Source organism: Archangium lansingense (genome assembly GCF_026626635.1).
GTDB lineage: Bacteria > Myxococcota > Myxococcia > Myxococcales > Myxococcaceae > Archangium > Archangium lansingense.
Genome location: NZ_JAPNKA010000001.1, coordinates 7,855,959 through 7,871,635 on the forward strand (window position 1 = coordinate 7,855,959; position 15,677 = coordinate 7,871,635).

The window sequence follows — 15,677 nt, forward strand, 5'->3', positions numbered from 1 at the left end:
GCCCCTCCTTCAGCGTCCCGCCATCTGCTCGCGCAGCCACTTCTCCAGCCGCACGCGGGTGATCTTCGCCTGCTCCGCGGCAGCCGTCTCCACCTCATCCGCCTTGCCGCGCTGCAGCCGCTGCTCGAGCAGCTCCAGCATCTCCGGCGCGCTCTTCCCCGTGGCGAAGACAATGAAGGTGAAGCCGAACTTCTCGTAGTACTCGTCGTTCAGCTTCGCGAGCCGCTCCAGCGTCCCGGCGTCCGCCTGCGCCACCGAGCGCTGCTCTCCCTTGCTCCACTCCGCGGACTTCTCGCTCTGGGGCGCGGCCTTCTTCGTCTGGCCAATGCGCGGGTGCGCCGCGAACGCCTCCAAGAAGTCCTTCGCCCCGAGCGACCACCACACCTCGTCCGCCGCCGCGAAGAGGGCACGCACGCTCGGGAACTGCCGCCGCGCGATCATCCCGTCCACCCACGCCGAGGAGCCGCAGCACGCCTGGAACACCGCCCGCGCCTCCTTCTCGTCGAGCGCGTTCAACCGCTTCAACGCCGTGGCCTCGCCCTCGGTGTCGAGCGCGTACCCGAAGAACCGCAGCCGGTTCACACCTCCGTGCGGGAAGATGTGCACGCGCACGTGCGTGACGGGCATGGGGTGGATGGGCTCGAGCTGGTGGCGCCGATGCTGAACGAGCGCCGTCTTGTCCACGAGCACGCGCCAGCCAGCCGGCGAGGCGGAGGCAAGCAGCGACTGCAGGGCGTCCGCCTCCATGCCCGTCGCGTCCACGGCCTCGATGAGCGTCGCCTGCGGCGCGTTGCCCTTGAAGAAGTGCGTGTCCAGCTCGATGCGCTCCAGGATGCCGCGCCGCGCGAGCTTCACCACCGCCCAGTCGCTGCCGGGCGTGCGCCGACGCTTCGTCTCCCAGCCATCGCCCATGTTCACGCCACGGCCGGGCAGCAACATGTTCGACGGCGGGCCGAAGAACTCGTCGCTCTTGGCCGCGATGGTGCCACCGTTCTCCACCGCCCCCAGGTCCACGCTGCCCGAGCGCCAGAAGGTGCGGTCCTCGGCCAGCACGTCTCCGTAGATGCGCAGGCGCGCCACGCCTCCATCCGGGTAGATGCGCAGCCGCACGTGCGTCACGCGCGGGCTCGCCTTCTCCAGCACGAAGACGTTCGGGAAGTCCGGCTTCACCGCGCTCTGAGCGATGATCGGAAACCACTTCTCGTCCGCGAGCAGCTGCGCCGGAGTGGCGGTGTACGGCGCCTCGATGCCCTCGAGCGCAATCTGCTGGGGCGCGTTGCCCTTGAAGTGCGTGGTATCGACGAGCGCCCCGCGCACACTGCCCGGCGCACCCAGCCGGATGATGGCGAAGTCATGGCCGGGCTCGCGCTTGCGCTGCGACTCCCAGCCGTCCATCCACTTGCCCTTGTCGGTGTACGCGCCCTCGCGCCACTCGGCAGGGCCCGGCTTGAGCAGGTTCTCCTTTTCGGCGAAGTAGTCGTCGGTCGCGTAGAGGACGAACGTGCCGAGCAGGTCGGCCGAGAGATCCACGAGTCCCTTGAACTCCGCGGGGACGGGCTGATGCGTTGCCACGAGTAGTTACCTCCGAACCGCCAGGAAGCGGCCAACGGTGGCCGGGGGCTGGTTGGACGCAGCGTCATACGCCATCCGGCCTCCGACGAGGGTTTTCTTCACCTGCCCGAAGAGCCTCCGGCCCGCGTACGGCGTCACGCGATGACGGTGGCGGATGGCCTCCGGTTGAACCACGAAGGATGCCGTATCGTCCCAGAGCACCAGGTCCGCGTCGTACCCGGGGGCGAGCCGCCCCTTCCGGTCCGACACTCCTGCGAGCCGCGCCGGGCCCTCGACGTTCCAGCGGAACATCTGCTCCACCGAGTAGCCGCGCTCCTTCGCCAGCGTCCAGAGCACCGACAGCCCGAGCTGGAGAGAGCTGATGCCGCCCCACGCCTGGAGGAAGTCGCCGGCCTCCGGCTTCTTCAACGCGGGCGTGCACGGCGAGTGGTCCGAAACCACCATGCCGATCGTCCCGTCCTCCAGCCCACGCCAGAGCAGCTCGCGATTCTCCGCCTCGCGGATGGGAGGCGCGCACTTGAAGCTCGTCGCGCCCGCGGCGATCTCCTCCGCGGTGAAGGCCAGGTAGTGCAGGCACGTCTCGGCGGTGATCTGCACGCCCTCCTGCTGCGCGGCGCGGATCATCGGCAGGGCGGAAGCGCTCGACAGGTGCACGATGTGCGCACGAGCCCGGTGCTTGCGGCACAGATCGATGATCATCGCGATCGCCTCGTCCTCCGCCGAGCGCGGCCGGGAGTCGAGGTACGTGCGGTAGTCGCGCGGATCCTTCCCGGCAACCGCATGCTCCGCGGCATCGAGCGGGCCTGGCGCCTCCGCGTGGACGAGCAAGGTCAGCCCCAGGTCCCGGAGCCGAGGCAGCGCCACGTCGAGATCCGCGCGCGTGACATGCGGGAACTCGTCCACCCCAGAGGGGCAGGTGAAGCACTTGCAGCCGGGCACACCGAACTTCGCGAGGCCCTCGAGCGCGTCCACGTTCCCCGGAATCACCCCGCCCCAGAACGCCACATCCACGTGCAGCTTGCCCTCGAGCGCCGCGAGCTTCGCCTCGGCCGCCTCGCGCGTGGTGGTCGCGGGAATGCAGTTGAGCGGCATGTCCACCACGGTGGTGATGCCACCCGCCGCCGCGGCCGCCGTCGCCGTCTCGAAGCCCTCCCACTCGGTACGTCCTGGCTCGTTGATATGGACGTGGCTGTCCACGACGCCAGGCGTGACGAGCAGCTCTCCCGCCTCGAGTACGTTCGCGCCTGGAGGCAGGGGGGCATCACCCGCCTCGACCTTGGAGATTCTTCCGTCCTGGATGTGGATCGCCGCGGGGCGGATCCCCTGCGGCGTCAATACGCGACGGCCGCGCACGATGAACGGCTGCATCTGGTTCCCCTCCGGATTCCCTGCCTCAAGCGCCAAAGGCGCGGATGAGCTTCACGAGGCCGTTGAGCGTCTCGGTGTCCTCTGCGAGCGGCGGATTCGGCGGCATCACCGCGCTCTTGCCCACCGCGGCACCGCCCTCGACGATGACCTTCTTGAGGGCCTCGTCGGTGATGCTGTCCTGCCAGGCCTTGTCACCGAAGTTGCGCGGCTTCGGATTCAATGCCGCCGCGACCGCGCCATCACCGGCTCCCTTCGGGCCGTGGCAGGTGCTGCACACCGAGGCGAAGTAGTTGCGCGACGACTCCGGGATGTCCGCCAGCGCAGTCCCCGGCGTCGCAGCGGGGGCCGGAGCGGGGGCGGCCACGGGCGGCGCGATGAAGTCGGGCATCTTCGCGCCCTCGGGCACTGCCCCGCCCTGGGCGAACCACGCCCCCACCAGCGAGCGCTCCTCCTCCGTCATGCCCGTGAGGTTGCCGAGCGGCATCGTCTTGGTGGCCACCGCGCGCACGAAGACGCGGTCGGCGTGCGCCCGGATGGCGTCCGGCCTGTCGAGGATGATCCCCAGAGGCGGCGCGGCGAACATCGGGCTCGAGGGACGTGCCGCATGGCACGTGGCACAGCGGGTCTGCATCACGGAGGCCACTTCCTCGAACTTCACCGGCGGCTTGCCCGCGAACTGCTCGAGCGCGGGATCCGGCGGCGGTCGGGTCAGGACGATCACTCCGAGCAACGCGGCGGCCGTACCCGCCCAGGCCAGCGGCGGCGTCTGGGCGCGGAAGTTCATCACGTACTTCAGCCCCGCCCCGACGACGAACAGCAACCCCAGCACTAGCCACGGCCGCGAGCCACCATAGGTGCTCGGGAAGTGGTTGGAGATCATCGTGAACAGCACGGGCAGCGTGAGGTAGTGGTTCTGGATGGAGCGGCCCTTGGCGCGCAGGCCATAGGACGTGTCCACCGGCTTGCCCTCGCGAGTCATCGCGAGCATGTGCCGCTGCGCGGGGATGATCCGGAAGAACACGTTCGCGGCCATGATCGTCCCGAGCGTGGCGCCCACCTGGAGGAACGCGCCGCGCGCGCTGAACACGCGGGTGAGCGCGTACGCCAGCGCGGTGATCAGCACGAACCCCACCGCCGCGAACACCCGGTTGTTCTTCGCCAGCGGCGTCTTCCAGAGCAGCTCGTACAATCCGTACGCGAGCGGCAGGACTCCCAGGCTGATCGCCGCCGCCTGCCCGGCAGTGAGGGGGTAGACGCTCGAGTCGATGAGCAGCGACGCCCCGTTGAGGTGGAAGACGATGATGAGCAGCAGGAAGCCGCTGATCCACGTGGTGTAGCTCTCCCACTTGAACCAGTACAGCGTGTCCGGCATCTCGCCCTTGGCGAGCGACTTGCGCTTCACCACTTCGTAGAAGCCACCGCTGTGCGTCATCCACAGCTCGCCCACGACGGCGCCCTCGCGCGGGCGGCTCGGGGAGGTGAGGTGGCTATCGAGCCACATGAAGAGGAACGAGTCTCCGATCCACATGATCGCCGCGATCACGTGGACCCAGCGCACCAGGAGATTCAGCCATTCCTGAATGAAGGCGGACATGCGCGCGACTCTACCGCGATTTCGCCTCCTGTCGGTGAAGCCGTTCCAGAGGGGGGGCCTCAAAACAAAGGTGGGGGGGCCAACAGATCCCAATAGAAGTTCCGCAAGTCCTGGGCGAAGAATCCGGGACAGGGATGACGGGCAGCGACCCGTCGAAGGACATGATCGATTACGACCCGCATCACTGGTGGCGGCACCTCCTCAAACTCCGTGGCGGTATCCTCCAGGAGATCGTCGGACGGCTGGGCGTGTTCACCATCTGGACCGTGGCGGTGACCTGGTTCCATTTGAACGTCCACAAGGTGGACGTCCCGGCCACCGGGCACACGCTGGCCGGCACCGTGCTCAGCTTGTTGCTCGTGTTCCGCACCAACTCCTCCTACGACCGGTTCTGGGAGGGGCGGAAGCTCTGGGGTGGGATCGTCAACGAGACGCGCAACCTGCTCCGGGCGGCGGCGCTGAACATCCGCTCGCCCGACTTGCTGCGCCGTCTGGCCGCCTGGACTGCGGTGTACCCGTACGCGGTGACGCGGGTCCTCCGGCGAGGTGGCGGGCTCGGACCCGCCGCAGCCGTGCTTCCCCCCGCGGAGATCGAGCGCGTGATGGCCTCGCGCAACGCCGGGCTCGCGGTGGCGCTGCGCATGTCCGCGGTCGTCGCCGAGGCCCGGCAGCTCGGGTTCATCTCCGACATTGTCCAGATGGAGATCGACCGCAACGTCCATCTGCTCATCGACTACCAGGGCGGGTGTGAGCGCATCGTCAAGACGCCGCTGCCCTTCGCGTACATGCTCCACCTGCGCCGGACGCTCATCGTGTTCATCCTCGGACTGCCCTTCGCCCTCGTGGAGTCCTTCGGCTGGGCGACGGTGCCCGTCATCCTGCTGATTGCCCACACGTTCCTGGGCATCGAGGAGATTGGCGTGGAGATCGAGGAGCCCTTCGGCACCGAGGACAACGACCTTCCGCTCGAAGGCATCTCCGAGTCCATCGCCAACACCCTCGATGAGCTGGTCCCCTGGAGGAACCAGCTCATCGCGAGTCCCGCGTTGAGCTATGCAGGGGCTCCGACCGGGAAGGAACCCTCCTCGGAGGCGTGAGCCAGGAAGCGGCGGAGGCTCAGCGCCGGGCGCGGCGGCGCATCAACCCCAGCGCGCCCAGCAGGGCCAGGCTCCACGCGGAGAAGGTGGGGCCACTGACGGCCGAGCAGCGGACGCCCTCCAGCTCCCCCGAGGCCTTCCCGTCGAGGCTCCACTGCACGGTGCTGGAGTCCTCGCAGTCCGTGGCGCCGTCGTACTGGATGACGGCGGTGTGGCCGCCCGACTTGACGGTGGTGCTGCCCGAGGCCGCCTCGGAGTCGCACACCGAGCCGTCCACCACCTCCGCCTTCGTCTCCACCTCGATCACACCGGACTGGCTGTCGCCGATACGGCCCGAGCCGTTCCAGGTCTGCTTGCCATCGCCGAAGCCGGTGTCCGCTCCATCGACGGTCCCCTTGTACTCCCAGGCCGAGGTCGCGGAGATGGTCGTGCAGGAGCCCTCCGACTGCCCGGAGACGTCCAGGCGGATGTCGACCTCGAAGTCCCTCTTCGACTTGCTGCCGGTCACCTTGCTGGTGCCCTCGAAGATGAGTTGGGCCTTGCCGCCCGAGGCTTCACAGCCAGTGACCGCCTTCTGATAACCGAAGCCGTCATAGGTGATGCGGGTGTTCCCGGAGTCCTCGCCCTCGCTCACCAGCTCCATCGAGCCGAACCACTCCACCCCCTTCGTGTCGGTGCAGCCTCCGGTGACGCGCGTGGTGTTGCCGTCCTCCGCAATGACCGGGCAGTTGGGATCCTGTCCGCTCGAAATGAGCGTCACCGCGACATTGGCGCTGGCGTAGATGTTGGGCGCGCTGGCCCGCGACGCCCACAGCTTCACATCGGTCTCGGAGGCGAGGGCGGCCGGTTTGTACTTGTTGAGCGCCTCGGCCGCCGGGCCACCACAGCCCACCCACAGCCCGGACATCGCCACTACCGCCAGCAAACGTGAACGCATACATCCTCCCCCTGGAGTTCGATCCGGGGTCGCAATGAGAAGGCCCTCGACCCTATCCGGGAGGGAGGGCACCTCGGTAGGGGGTAGGAATACCGGGAACATCCGGACATTCGGGTCAGGGGGGCTGGTTCGGCGAGCACCGAACCTGAGATGATCCACCGACACGACCCAGGGGGTTCCCATGCGCACCCAGCTGTGCACCATCGTCCTTCTCGCCGCCTCGTGGCTCTTCACGGGGTGTGAGCAACGAGCGGAGACGACTCCCTCTGAGGCCACCTCCACCCGGAAGCTGCGGCTCGCACAACCCGCACGGGCCGTCCAAGACCGCTACATCGTCGTCCTCGCGGAGGAGAAGGGCCTGGCCGCCTCCCCGGAGAGCACTCGGCGGAGCATCACGACCCTGGCGGGGACGCATGGCGCCGAGGTGCGACACACGTACACCCACGCCCTGAAGGGCTTCACGGCCGCCATGTCTCGAGAGGCCGCGGAGCGCATGAGCACGGACCCGCGCGTGCGGTACATCGAGCAGGATCGCCTCTTCCGCGAGTCGGGCACGCAGACCGGGGCCACCTGGGGCCTGGATCGCGTTGACCAGCGGAACCTGCCGCTCGACGGCAACTACACCTATGAGTACACGGGCGCCGGGGTGCACGCGTACATCGTCGACACCGGCATGCTCTCCACCCATGTCGAGTTCGCGGGCCGGATGCGCCCTGGCTTCGACTCCATCGGGGACGGGCTCGGCACGGAGGACTGCCGAGGGCATGGCACCCACGTGGCCGGCACCGTGGGCGGCACCACCGTGGGTGTCGCCAAGGACGTGCTGTTCCACCCCGTGCGCGTCCTCGACTGCGACGGCCAGGGAACCCTGGAGCAGGTGCTCGCCGGCATCGACTGGATCGCCGCCAACCACGAGACGCCGGCGGTGGCCAACCTGAGCCTCGGAGGCGAAGCGACCCAGGCGCTCGATGACGCGGTGACGGCCACCATCGCCTCGGGCGTCACCTTCGTGGTCGCCGCGGGCAACGAGGGCTGGGAGGCATGCTCCACGTCCCCCGCCCGCGCTCCCCAGGCCATCACCGTCGGCGCGACGGACGACACCGACACCCGGGCCCTGTTCTCCAACTTCGGCAGCTGCGTGGACATCTTCGCGCCGGGCCAGGGCATCCTCTCCTCCTGGATCACAGGCGACACGGACTTCGAGTACGCCGACGGCACCTCCATGGCCACCCCCCACGTCGCCGGTGCCGTCGCCCTCTACCTGGAAGGGCACCCCACGGCGACGCCCCAGGAGGTCACCGAGGAGATCCTCGCTCGCTCCAGCCCCAACCTCGTCGGCGAGCCCGGCTTCGGCTCTCCGAACCGGCTGCTGCACTCGGCCTGCATGGGGAAGAACGACACGGTGCGCCCGGTGGTCTCCCTCACCGCCCCCGCGAGCGGCGCCTTGCTCAGTGGAGACGTGACCCTCACCGCCACGGCATCCGATGACGTGGCCGTCACCCGGGTGGACTTCCTCGCCAATGGCGTCGTCATCGGCTCCGACACGACGGCGCCCTACTCGTTCGTCTGGGACAGCAGCAGCTCCGGCAACGGCACGACCACCCTCTCGGCGCGAGCCTTCGACAGCGGTTGCAACAGCACGACCAGCTCGGTCGAGGTGACGCTCGAGAACCCGGGCATCGCGTACTACGATTCGTCGCTGCGCGCCCCACGCTGCACCGGCGTTGGCAGCAGCTGCGACTCGATGGAGCTGCTCACCGGCCGTGGCCTCTATTTCGGCCCCGAGCAACACCAACCCAACACCCTGGGTGGCTCTTGCCCGGACGGCCAGGAGGGCCTCTTCGGCCTGTACCAGTTCGATCCCTCGCTGGAGCGGCTCAAGGTGTCGCGGGCGGATGGGACGCTCCTCGCCGCCGGCAAGCTGGTGACGCTCGAGGCCAGCTTCTATGCGAGCCTCGAGCCCTACAACGAGGTGCTGGACCTGTTCTACGCCGCGGACGCGAACTCGCCGTCGTGGACGTACCTCACGACCCTGTACCCGTACTCCGGCGGCTACCAGACACACTCGATCTCCTACGTGCTGCCCTCGGGCACCCTGCAGGCCGTGCGCGGCGTCTACCGGACCTACGGCACGCCCGTGCCTTGCTCCTCGGGCGAGATGGACGACCACGATGACCTGGTGTTCAGCGTGAGCACGGAGGTGGACACCACCCCGCCCACGGCGTCCCTCACCGCCCCGGCCTCGGGCGCCACCGTCAAGGGCACCATCACCCTCTCGGCCTCCGCCTCCGACAACTTCGGCGTGACCCGCGTCGACTTCTACGCCGGCTCCACCCTGCTGGGCTCCGACACCCTCGCCCCGTACTCCTTCTCCTGGGACACCCGCTCCGTCCCCAACGGCTCCCAGCCCCTCTCCGTCATCGCCTTCGACGCCGCGGGCCTCTCCTCGTCCGGCGCCTCCTCCGTGACCGTCACCGTCGACAACGACTGGACTGCCCCCACGGTGTCCCTCACCGCTCCCTCCGAGGGCGCCACCGTCTCCGGCACCATCACCCTCTCCGCCTCCGCCTCCGACAACGTGGGCGTCACCAAGGTGGAGTTCTACGACGGCTCCACGCTGCTAGGCACCGACACCTGGGCCCCCTTCTCCTTCTCGTGGAACAGCCGCAGCGGCCCCAACGGCCCCCACACGCTGTCCGCCAGGGCCCTGGATGCCGTGGGCAACAGCGCCACCTCGACCGCGGTCACCGTCACCGCTGACAACGACTTCGTCCCGCCCTCCGTCTCCCTCACCGCCCCCTCCGAGGGCGCCACCCTCACCGGCACCATCACCCTCTCCGCCACCGCCTCCGATGACCGGGCCCTGTCCAAGGTGGAGTTCCTCGTCGGCACGAGCGCCATCTGCACTGACACCGTCGCCCCCTACTCCTGCAGCTACAACAGCCGCAACACAGCCAACGGACCTCGGACCGTCAGCGCCAGGGCGACGGACGCCGCCGGCAACATCGCCGTCACGCCTTCCGTCAACGTCGTCTTCGACAACGACATGACGACCCCTACCACCTCCATCACCTCCCCCACCGCCGGCTCCGTCCTCAACGGCACCGTCCTCATCGAGGCCAGCGCCAGCGACGACCGGGGCGTCGTCTCCAAGGTCGAGTTCTACCTGGGCGCCGGCTTGCTGGGCTCCGACACCACCGCCCCCTTCTCCTTCCCCTGGAACACCACCAGCCTCGCCAACGGCGCCTACAACCTCAGCACCCGCGCCTACGATCCCACGGGCAATCTCGCCAACAGCGCCACCGTCTCCGTCACCGTCATCCAACCCGGCACCGCCGAGTACGACGCCACGCTCGGCGCGCCCCGATGCTCGCAGGTGGCACACCGCTGCGACACCACGACGCTGGTGAAGGGCCGTGCCAATCTCGGCCCCGAGCCCCATCAGCCCAACACCCTGGGCGGCTCCTGCGCGGACGGCACGAGCGGCACCTTCCACGCCAGTCCGTCGATCGATCAGATCCTGGTCTCACGAGTGGATGGGAGCCCCTTCGCCCCCGGCAAGGAGGTGAAGGTCGATGTCACCGTCTGGGTGAGCTCGACGACCAATGAGCGGCTGGAGCTGTTCTACGCCACCGATGCGAACGCGCCTTCGTGGACGTACCTCACCACCCTGACCCCCACCGCCACCGGTGCACGGGTCCTGTCGACCACGTACCTGCTGCCCTCGGGCTCCCTGCAGGCCCTGCGCGCCGTCTACCGGAGTGGAGGGAGCACTTCCGCGTGCGTCACGGGCACGCTGAATGATCATGATGATCTGGTGTTCAGCGTAGGCACGGAGGTGGACACCACCCCGCCCACGGTGTCCCTCACCAGTCCGGCCTCGAGCGCAACCGTCTCCGGCACCGTCACCCTCTCCGCCACCGCCTCCGACAACTTCGGCGTGGCCCGCGTCGACTTCTACGCCGGCTCCACCCTGCTGGGCTCCGACACCACCGCCCCCTTCTCCTTCTCCTGGGACAGCCGCTCCGTCTCCAACGGCTCCCAGCCCCTCTCCGTCAGCGCCGTCGACGCCGCGGGCCTCTCGGCGACCTCCTCCGTGAGCGTCACCGTCAACAACGACTGGGTTGCCCCCACGGTGTCCCTCACCGCCCCGGCCGCCGGCGCCACCGTCTCTGGCACCGTCACCCTCTCGGCCACCGCCTCCGACAACGTGGGCGTTGCCAAGGTGGAGTTCTACGAGGGCTCTACCCTGTTGGGCTCCGACACCACCTCCCCCTTCTCCTTCTCCTGGAACAGCCGCAACGGCCCCAACGGCCCTCGCACGCTGTCCGCCAGGGCCCTGGACGCCGTGGGCAACAGCGCCACCTCGGCCACGGTCACCGTCACCGCCAACAACGACATCACCCCGCCCACTGTCGCCCTCACCACTCCCACCGAGGGCGCCACCCTCACCGGCTACGTCACCCTCTCCGCCACCGCCTCCGATGACCGCGGCATGTATAGGGTGGATTTCTTCGTCGACGGGAGCGCCGTCTACACCGATACGTCCCCGCCCTACTCCGGCAGCTACAACACCCGCAACGCCACCAACGGCCCTCATGCCATCACCACCAGGGCCACGGACATCGCCGGCAACGTCACCGTCTCCGCGCCCATCAACGTCGTCTTCGACAATGACCTGACGGCCCCCATCTCCTCCATCACCTCCCCCACCGCCGGCACCGTCCTCAGTGGCACCGTCCTCATCGAGGCCACCGCCAGCGATGACCGGGGTGTTGTCTCCAAGGTCGAGTTCTACGTGGGCGCCGTTCTGATAGGCACCGACACCACCGCCCCCTTCACCCTGTCCTGGGACACCACCACCCGCGCCAACGGCGCCACGACCCTCAGGACGCGCGCCTTCGACCCCGCGGGCAACATCGCCTACGGCCCCCTCACCTCCATCACCGTGAGCAACTGACCAAACACGAAGGGCCCGGGCTCCTCATCGGAACCCAGGCCCTTGGTTGGGAAGACCCTCACCCCGACCCTCTCCCAGAGGGAGAGGGAGGGAAAGAGAGGGTGGGAGGAAGCTACTGCGCCGGAGCGGGCGCCGCGGCGGGCTGAGCCGCGGGCTGGGCCGCCGGAGTCCCCGCGGCAGGCGCCGGAGCCGCCGCCGAGCCACCGTTCATCAGCCGACGCACCGTCGCCAGACGGCCGCGGAACTGCGGGATGTACTCGCTGGCCGGGTGCTGCGTCACGCCTTCATTCACCATCTGCACGGCCTTCTCCAGCTGGTTCGTCTCCTGGAGCGACTGCGCCAGCAGCAGCATCGCGTAGTCGCGGTTCTTCGCCTTGCGGTCGCTCTCGATGTAGCGCGTCAGCATCGGCACCGCCTGCTCGTGCTTCCTCTCCATGTTGTAGGCCACGCCCAGGAAGAACGACGTCTCCACCAGCTGATCCGCGGGCGGGTTCATCGCCACGAAGCGCGTAATCTCGTCGATCGCCGTCTTCATGTCGTTGCGACGGAAGGCCGTCTTGCCCCGCTCGAACGCCGAGTCACCAATCTCCCGGCGAAGCTGCGCCGCCTTGTCGTTGAGCGCGTGGCGCTCGAGCTGCGTCAGCTTCGAGGTGTCCAGCTTCACCAGCTCGTCCACACCCTTGAGCCGCTCATCACCCGGCAGCGTCGTCATCAGCCGGAAGACCTCGGCCGCCTGGCGCTGGGACGTCTGCGTCGCCGTCAGCTCCGTGCGCTGCTTGTCCAGCTGCGTGGTCAGCTCGGCCACGGTCTTCTCCAGCCGCTCGCGCTCAGCCGTCGCGCCGGAGCTCTTCGCCGAGCTCACCAGCACCGCGCCCGCCACGCACAGCGCCGCGAAGATCGCGTACGCCACGCCCGAGGAGATCCACTGCCGCTTCTGGAGATCCTCATGACGCTTGCCAATCGCCTTCACCTCCGCGTGGAGGTTCTTCAGCAGGCTGTCCGTCTTGATCACGAGGTTGCGGGCCTCGATGACTTCCTTGCGGATCTCGCTCAGTTCCTTGTTCTGCTCCGGCTTCGTCTCAGCAGCCATGGACATCTTCCTGTTGGGCCCGGAAATGATCTCGGCCTCTTCGCGCATCGTAGGGGCTCCGTCGGGCGGGATTGGTGACTTTTCACACCCGCTTCGTGGTGGTCGGCCCCGGAAACAGGCCCCATGCCCCGAAGAATTTCCGGTGCATCCCTCGAAGGCAGGGGGCCAGGCTAGCGGCACTCCGCTAGGGCGTAGAGGAGAAGGGACGGATGGGATCCGATGCGAAGAAGTACGTCACCCCCAGCGCGAACCAGCTACCCCCCGCGTTGTAGGAGGCCAACCCTTTGAACTCGGGCTTGTTGTTGAAGACGCTCTGGCCCCGAGCGAAGGCCAGGCGGTACTCGGCGGTGAGGCCCCATTGGGCCGAGAAGCGGAAGGTCGCCCCCACGGTCCCCGCCCAGGCCTGCGTGAAGAGCTCTCGCGAGCCCACTCCCTCGGCTGTCGAGTAGGCCAGCGTGGGACCCGTCTGGAGACCTATGAAGGGGACCACGCCCTCGGGCGTGAGGATGTCCAGCAGCGTCTGGAAGCGCACGCCCACCAGCGCGCCGTAGGTGATGTTGGTGAGCGTGGGGGCGCCCGTCAGCTGGAGCTGCTCGCCGGTGGCGAAGAGATCGATCCCCAGCTCGATGAAGTCCGTGACGGCGTACGCGAAAGAGCCCGCGAGGAAGGGGCCGCCCGGCGACTCGGGAGACCGCTGCACCCCCTGGTAGGCCGGCAGCGCGTAGAAGCTGTCGTAGAAGGTGCCGTTGGAGGAGTGGCGCCAGCCGGCCTCGACGGAGATACGGCCCACCCCGTTCAATGGGCTGAGCTCCTCGTCCTGGGCAAAGGCGCTCCCAGCGGCGAACAGGACGGCGAGCAGGGCGAGACGGCGCATCGGTCAGGAGTCCTTCAGGCGTAGCGCGACTTCGAGAAACGTGGTGCGGCGCCGGGACAGGGCCGCGAGCAGACACCGCACCACACACAACGAGCCGAACTCCCGCCGGACCAGGCCGACGTTGGCCATTACGTCCCGCAGGGTGATCACGCCGCGCATGCGCTCCTCCTCGCGTCAGTCCGCCCCGGTGCTACAGGCAGGGCGCGCACCGTAGCAGTGACGTTTGGAGGGTCAAATTTTCGGGTTGGGGGGCCGCAGCGCGCGCCGCTCCAGCTCCAGCAGGGGCACCTCGAGCACCACCACCGTGCCGTGGATGCAGGAGGGGTGGAAGTCCGCCGAGTCCAGCTCGCCGAGCAGCGCCCGGAGCTTGCCCTCACTGAGCTGGCCCTCGGCATGGCGTGCGGCATGGCAGGCCAATACCCGGAGGCCCTCGGCCAGCGTCGTCGCATCCAGCGCCGAGCCGGGCGGAGGGAGGGCACGCGCCAGGGCCTCCAGCAGCGCCCGGGCGTCCGCCCCCACCAGCGAGGGCGGCACCGCCTTGAGCGCCAGCGTCGTCCCACCGAAGGGCTCCACCTCCAACCCCAGCCGCGCGAGCGCCTCGCGCCCCTCCACCAGAGACTTGGCCACCGACACCGGCAGCTCCACCGTGGCGCCAAAGAGCGTGGGCACCGGCGCCTCCTCCCGCTCCAGCATCCGCTGGAAGCCCATCAACCGCGCCCGCTCCAGGGCCGCGTGCGCGTCCAGCACCACCAGCGTCCCGCCCGGCCCCTCGCAGACGTGGAAGCGCTCGCCCAGCACGCCCATGGGCCGCAGCGCACCAAAGTAGCCCGGCGGCGGCGCCTCGTTGAGCTGGGGCTGGGCCTGGCCGAAGGCGGGCGCGCGCCCCGGCAGCAGCGAAGGGGTGGGCGCGAAGAGCGAGCCCGAAGGCCCCGGCATGGACATGGGGGCGAAAGGCGCCTGGGAGCCAGGCCCGGCGCCGGACACGGACGCGTCCTGGGTGCCCGGCAGCGGCAGCGGCGCGCCCCACGTGGCCTCCTGGGCGCGGGTGAGGAAGCGCTCCACCGCCATGGCGTAGTGGGCGGCCTGCCTCGGCTGCTCGGGCATCCCACCCTCCCCCTTGTTGCCCAACCAGGGCGCGGCCCGGAGCGCCCGGGAAATGGCCGCGTGCACCGTGTCTCCCACGCCCTTGCCGTCCGCGAAGCGCACCTCCTGCTTCTGCGGGTGCACGTTCACGTCCACCGCCCGCGGATCCACGTCGATGAAGAGCACCACCACCGGCTGGCGCCCGGCCGCGAGGAACTCCTGGAAGGCCCGCTGGATGGCGCTGTTGAGGCCCCGGTCCCGGATGTAACGGCGGTTGACGAGGGTGTAGATGCCGCGCGCGTTGGGCAGCGTGTACTCGGGCGAGGCGATGTGCCCCGTCACGGTCACCCCCAGCCGCCGCTCCTCCACCGGCACCAGGTGCGGGTGCACCCCCGGCCCCAGCGCCGCGGCGATGCGCTCGCGTGGATCCCCGGGGCTCGCCGGGCTGGTGAAGAGCTGCTGGCCCCCGTGCTCCACGAAGAAGGCCACGTCCGGGTGCGCCAGCGCCAGCCGGATGACCGCCTCCTCCGCGTGCTGCAGCTCCGTGGACTCGCGCTTCATGAACTTGCGCCGCGCCGGCGTGTTGTAGAACAGGTCCTCCACCGAGATGACCGTGCCCACCCGCGGCGGTGCCTCCTCCACCAGCGGATCGCTCCCCCCCTCCACCGTCACCTTCGTGCCCACCTGCGCCCCGGGCTCGGCCGTGTGCAGGGTGAAGCGCGACACCGAGGCAATGGCCGGCAGTGCCTCGCCCCGGAAGCCCTTGGTGTTGATGGTGAACAGATCGTCCAACTGGCGCAGCTTGCTGGTGGCGTGGCGCTCCAGGCACAGCCGCGCGTCCTCCATCCCCATGCCGTGCCCGTCATCGGAGATGGTGATGCGCCCCAATCCCCCCTTCTCCAGCGCCACGCGCACGGTCCGGGAACCAGCGTCGATGGAATTCTCCACCAGCTCCTTCACGACGGAGGCCGGGCGCTCCACCACCTCGCCGGCGGCGATCTTATTGATGAGGACATCACTGAGTCGGGCGATACGTGCCATGGGAGGTCACATCATGCGCAGGACCCGGGAAGTTGGCCAGCAATCCTGACGCGTCGCGGCT

General features: G+C 69.0%; 10 protein-coding genes. 2 read left to right on the forward strand and 8 right to left on the reverse strand.

The genetic code is table 11. The annotated features are described in order from the left end of the window. Positions 1-9: 9 nt before the first annotated feature. Genes alc through OV287_RS31380 form a run of 3 tightly spaced genes read right to left on the reverse strand, consistent with a single transcriptional unit; the run spans position 10 to position 4,534 of the window. Entirely contained in the window at positions 10-1,572 is a 1,563-nt protein-coding gene (alc, locus tag OV287_RS31370; protein WP_267537729.1) for an allantoicase, read from the reverse strand. A gap of 6 nt (positions 1,573-1,578) precedes the next feature. Next, positions 1,579-2,940 (reverse strand): allantoinase AllB, encoded by a 1,362-nt coding sequence (allB, locus tag OV287_RS31375; RefSeq protein WP_267537730.1) that lies wholly within the window; start codon positions 2,938-2,940, stop codon positions 1,579-1,581. A gap of 25 nt (positions 2,941-2,965) precedes the next feature. After that, entirely contained in the window at positions 2,966-4,534 is a 1,569-nt protein-coding gene (locus OV287_RS31380; protein ID WP_267537731.1) for a urate hydroxylase PuuD, read from the reverse strand. 134 nt (positions 4,535-4,668) lie between these two features. Between OV287_RS31380 and OV287_RS31385 the strand changes: the two genes are divergently transcribed. Further along, positions 4,669-5,631, forward strand: a complete 963-nt coding sequence (locus OV287_RS31385; protein WP_267537732.1) for a bestrophin family protein — start codon at positions 4,669-4,671, stop codon at positions 5,629-5,631. Positions 5,632-5,650: 19 nt separating this feature from the next. Here the strand turns inward: OV287_RS31385 and OV287_RS31390 are convergent, their stop codons facing one another. After that, complete coding sequence (locus OV287_RS31390; RefSeq protein WP_267537733.1) at positions 5,651-6,568, reverse strand: hypothetical protein; 918 nt, start codon at positions 6,566-6,568, stop codon at positions 5,651-5,653. A 181-nt stretch (positions 6,569-6,749) separates the two neighbouring features. On the opposite strand from OV287_RS31390, the gene OV287_RS31395 reads away from it, so the two are divergent. Next, a complete protein-coding gene (locus tag OV287_RS31395; protein WP_267537734.1) occupies positions 6,750-11,528 on the forward strand; it encodes an Ig-like domain-containing protein in 4,779 nt (1,592 codons plus the stop codon). A gap of 112 nt (positions 11,529-11,640) precedes the next feature. Here OV287_RS31395 and OV287_RS31400 read toward each other — a convergent pair whose 3' ends face one another. The 4 genes from OV287_RS31400 to mutL all read right to left on the reverse strand — a co-directional run bounded on the left by OV287_RS31400 (position 11,641) and on the right by mutL (position 15,616). Next, positions 11,641-12,618 carry a tetratricopeptide repeat protein gene (locus tag OV287_RS31400; protein ID WP_267537735.1) on the reverse strand — a complete coding sequence of 326 codons (978 nt, stop codon included), beginning with the start codon at positions 12,616-12,618 and terminating at the stop codon, positions 11,641-11,643. A gap of 184 nt (positions 12,619-12,802) precedes the next feature. Further along, a complete protein-coding gene (locus OV287_RS31405; RefSeq protein WP_267537736.1) occupies positions 12,803-13,492 on the reverse strand; it encodes a hypothetical protein in 690 nt (229 codons plus the stop codon). A 3-nt stretch (positions 13,493-13,495) separates the two neighbouring features. Continuing rightward, a complete protein-coding gene (locus OV287_RS31410) occupies positions 13,496-13,651 on the reverse strand; it encodes a hypothetical protein (RefSeq protein WP_198956193.1) in 156 nt (51 codons plus the stop codon). A 72-nt stretch (positions 13,652-13,723) separates the two neighbouring features. Further along, positions 13,724-15,616 (reverse strand): DNA mismatch repair endonuclease MutL, encoded by a 1,893-nt coding sequence (gene mutL / locus OV287_RS31415; RefSeq protein WP_267537737.1) that lies wholly within the window; start codon positions 15,614-15,616, stop codon positions 13,724-13,726. Positions 15,617-15,677 lie beyond the last annotated feature (61 nt).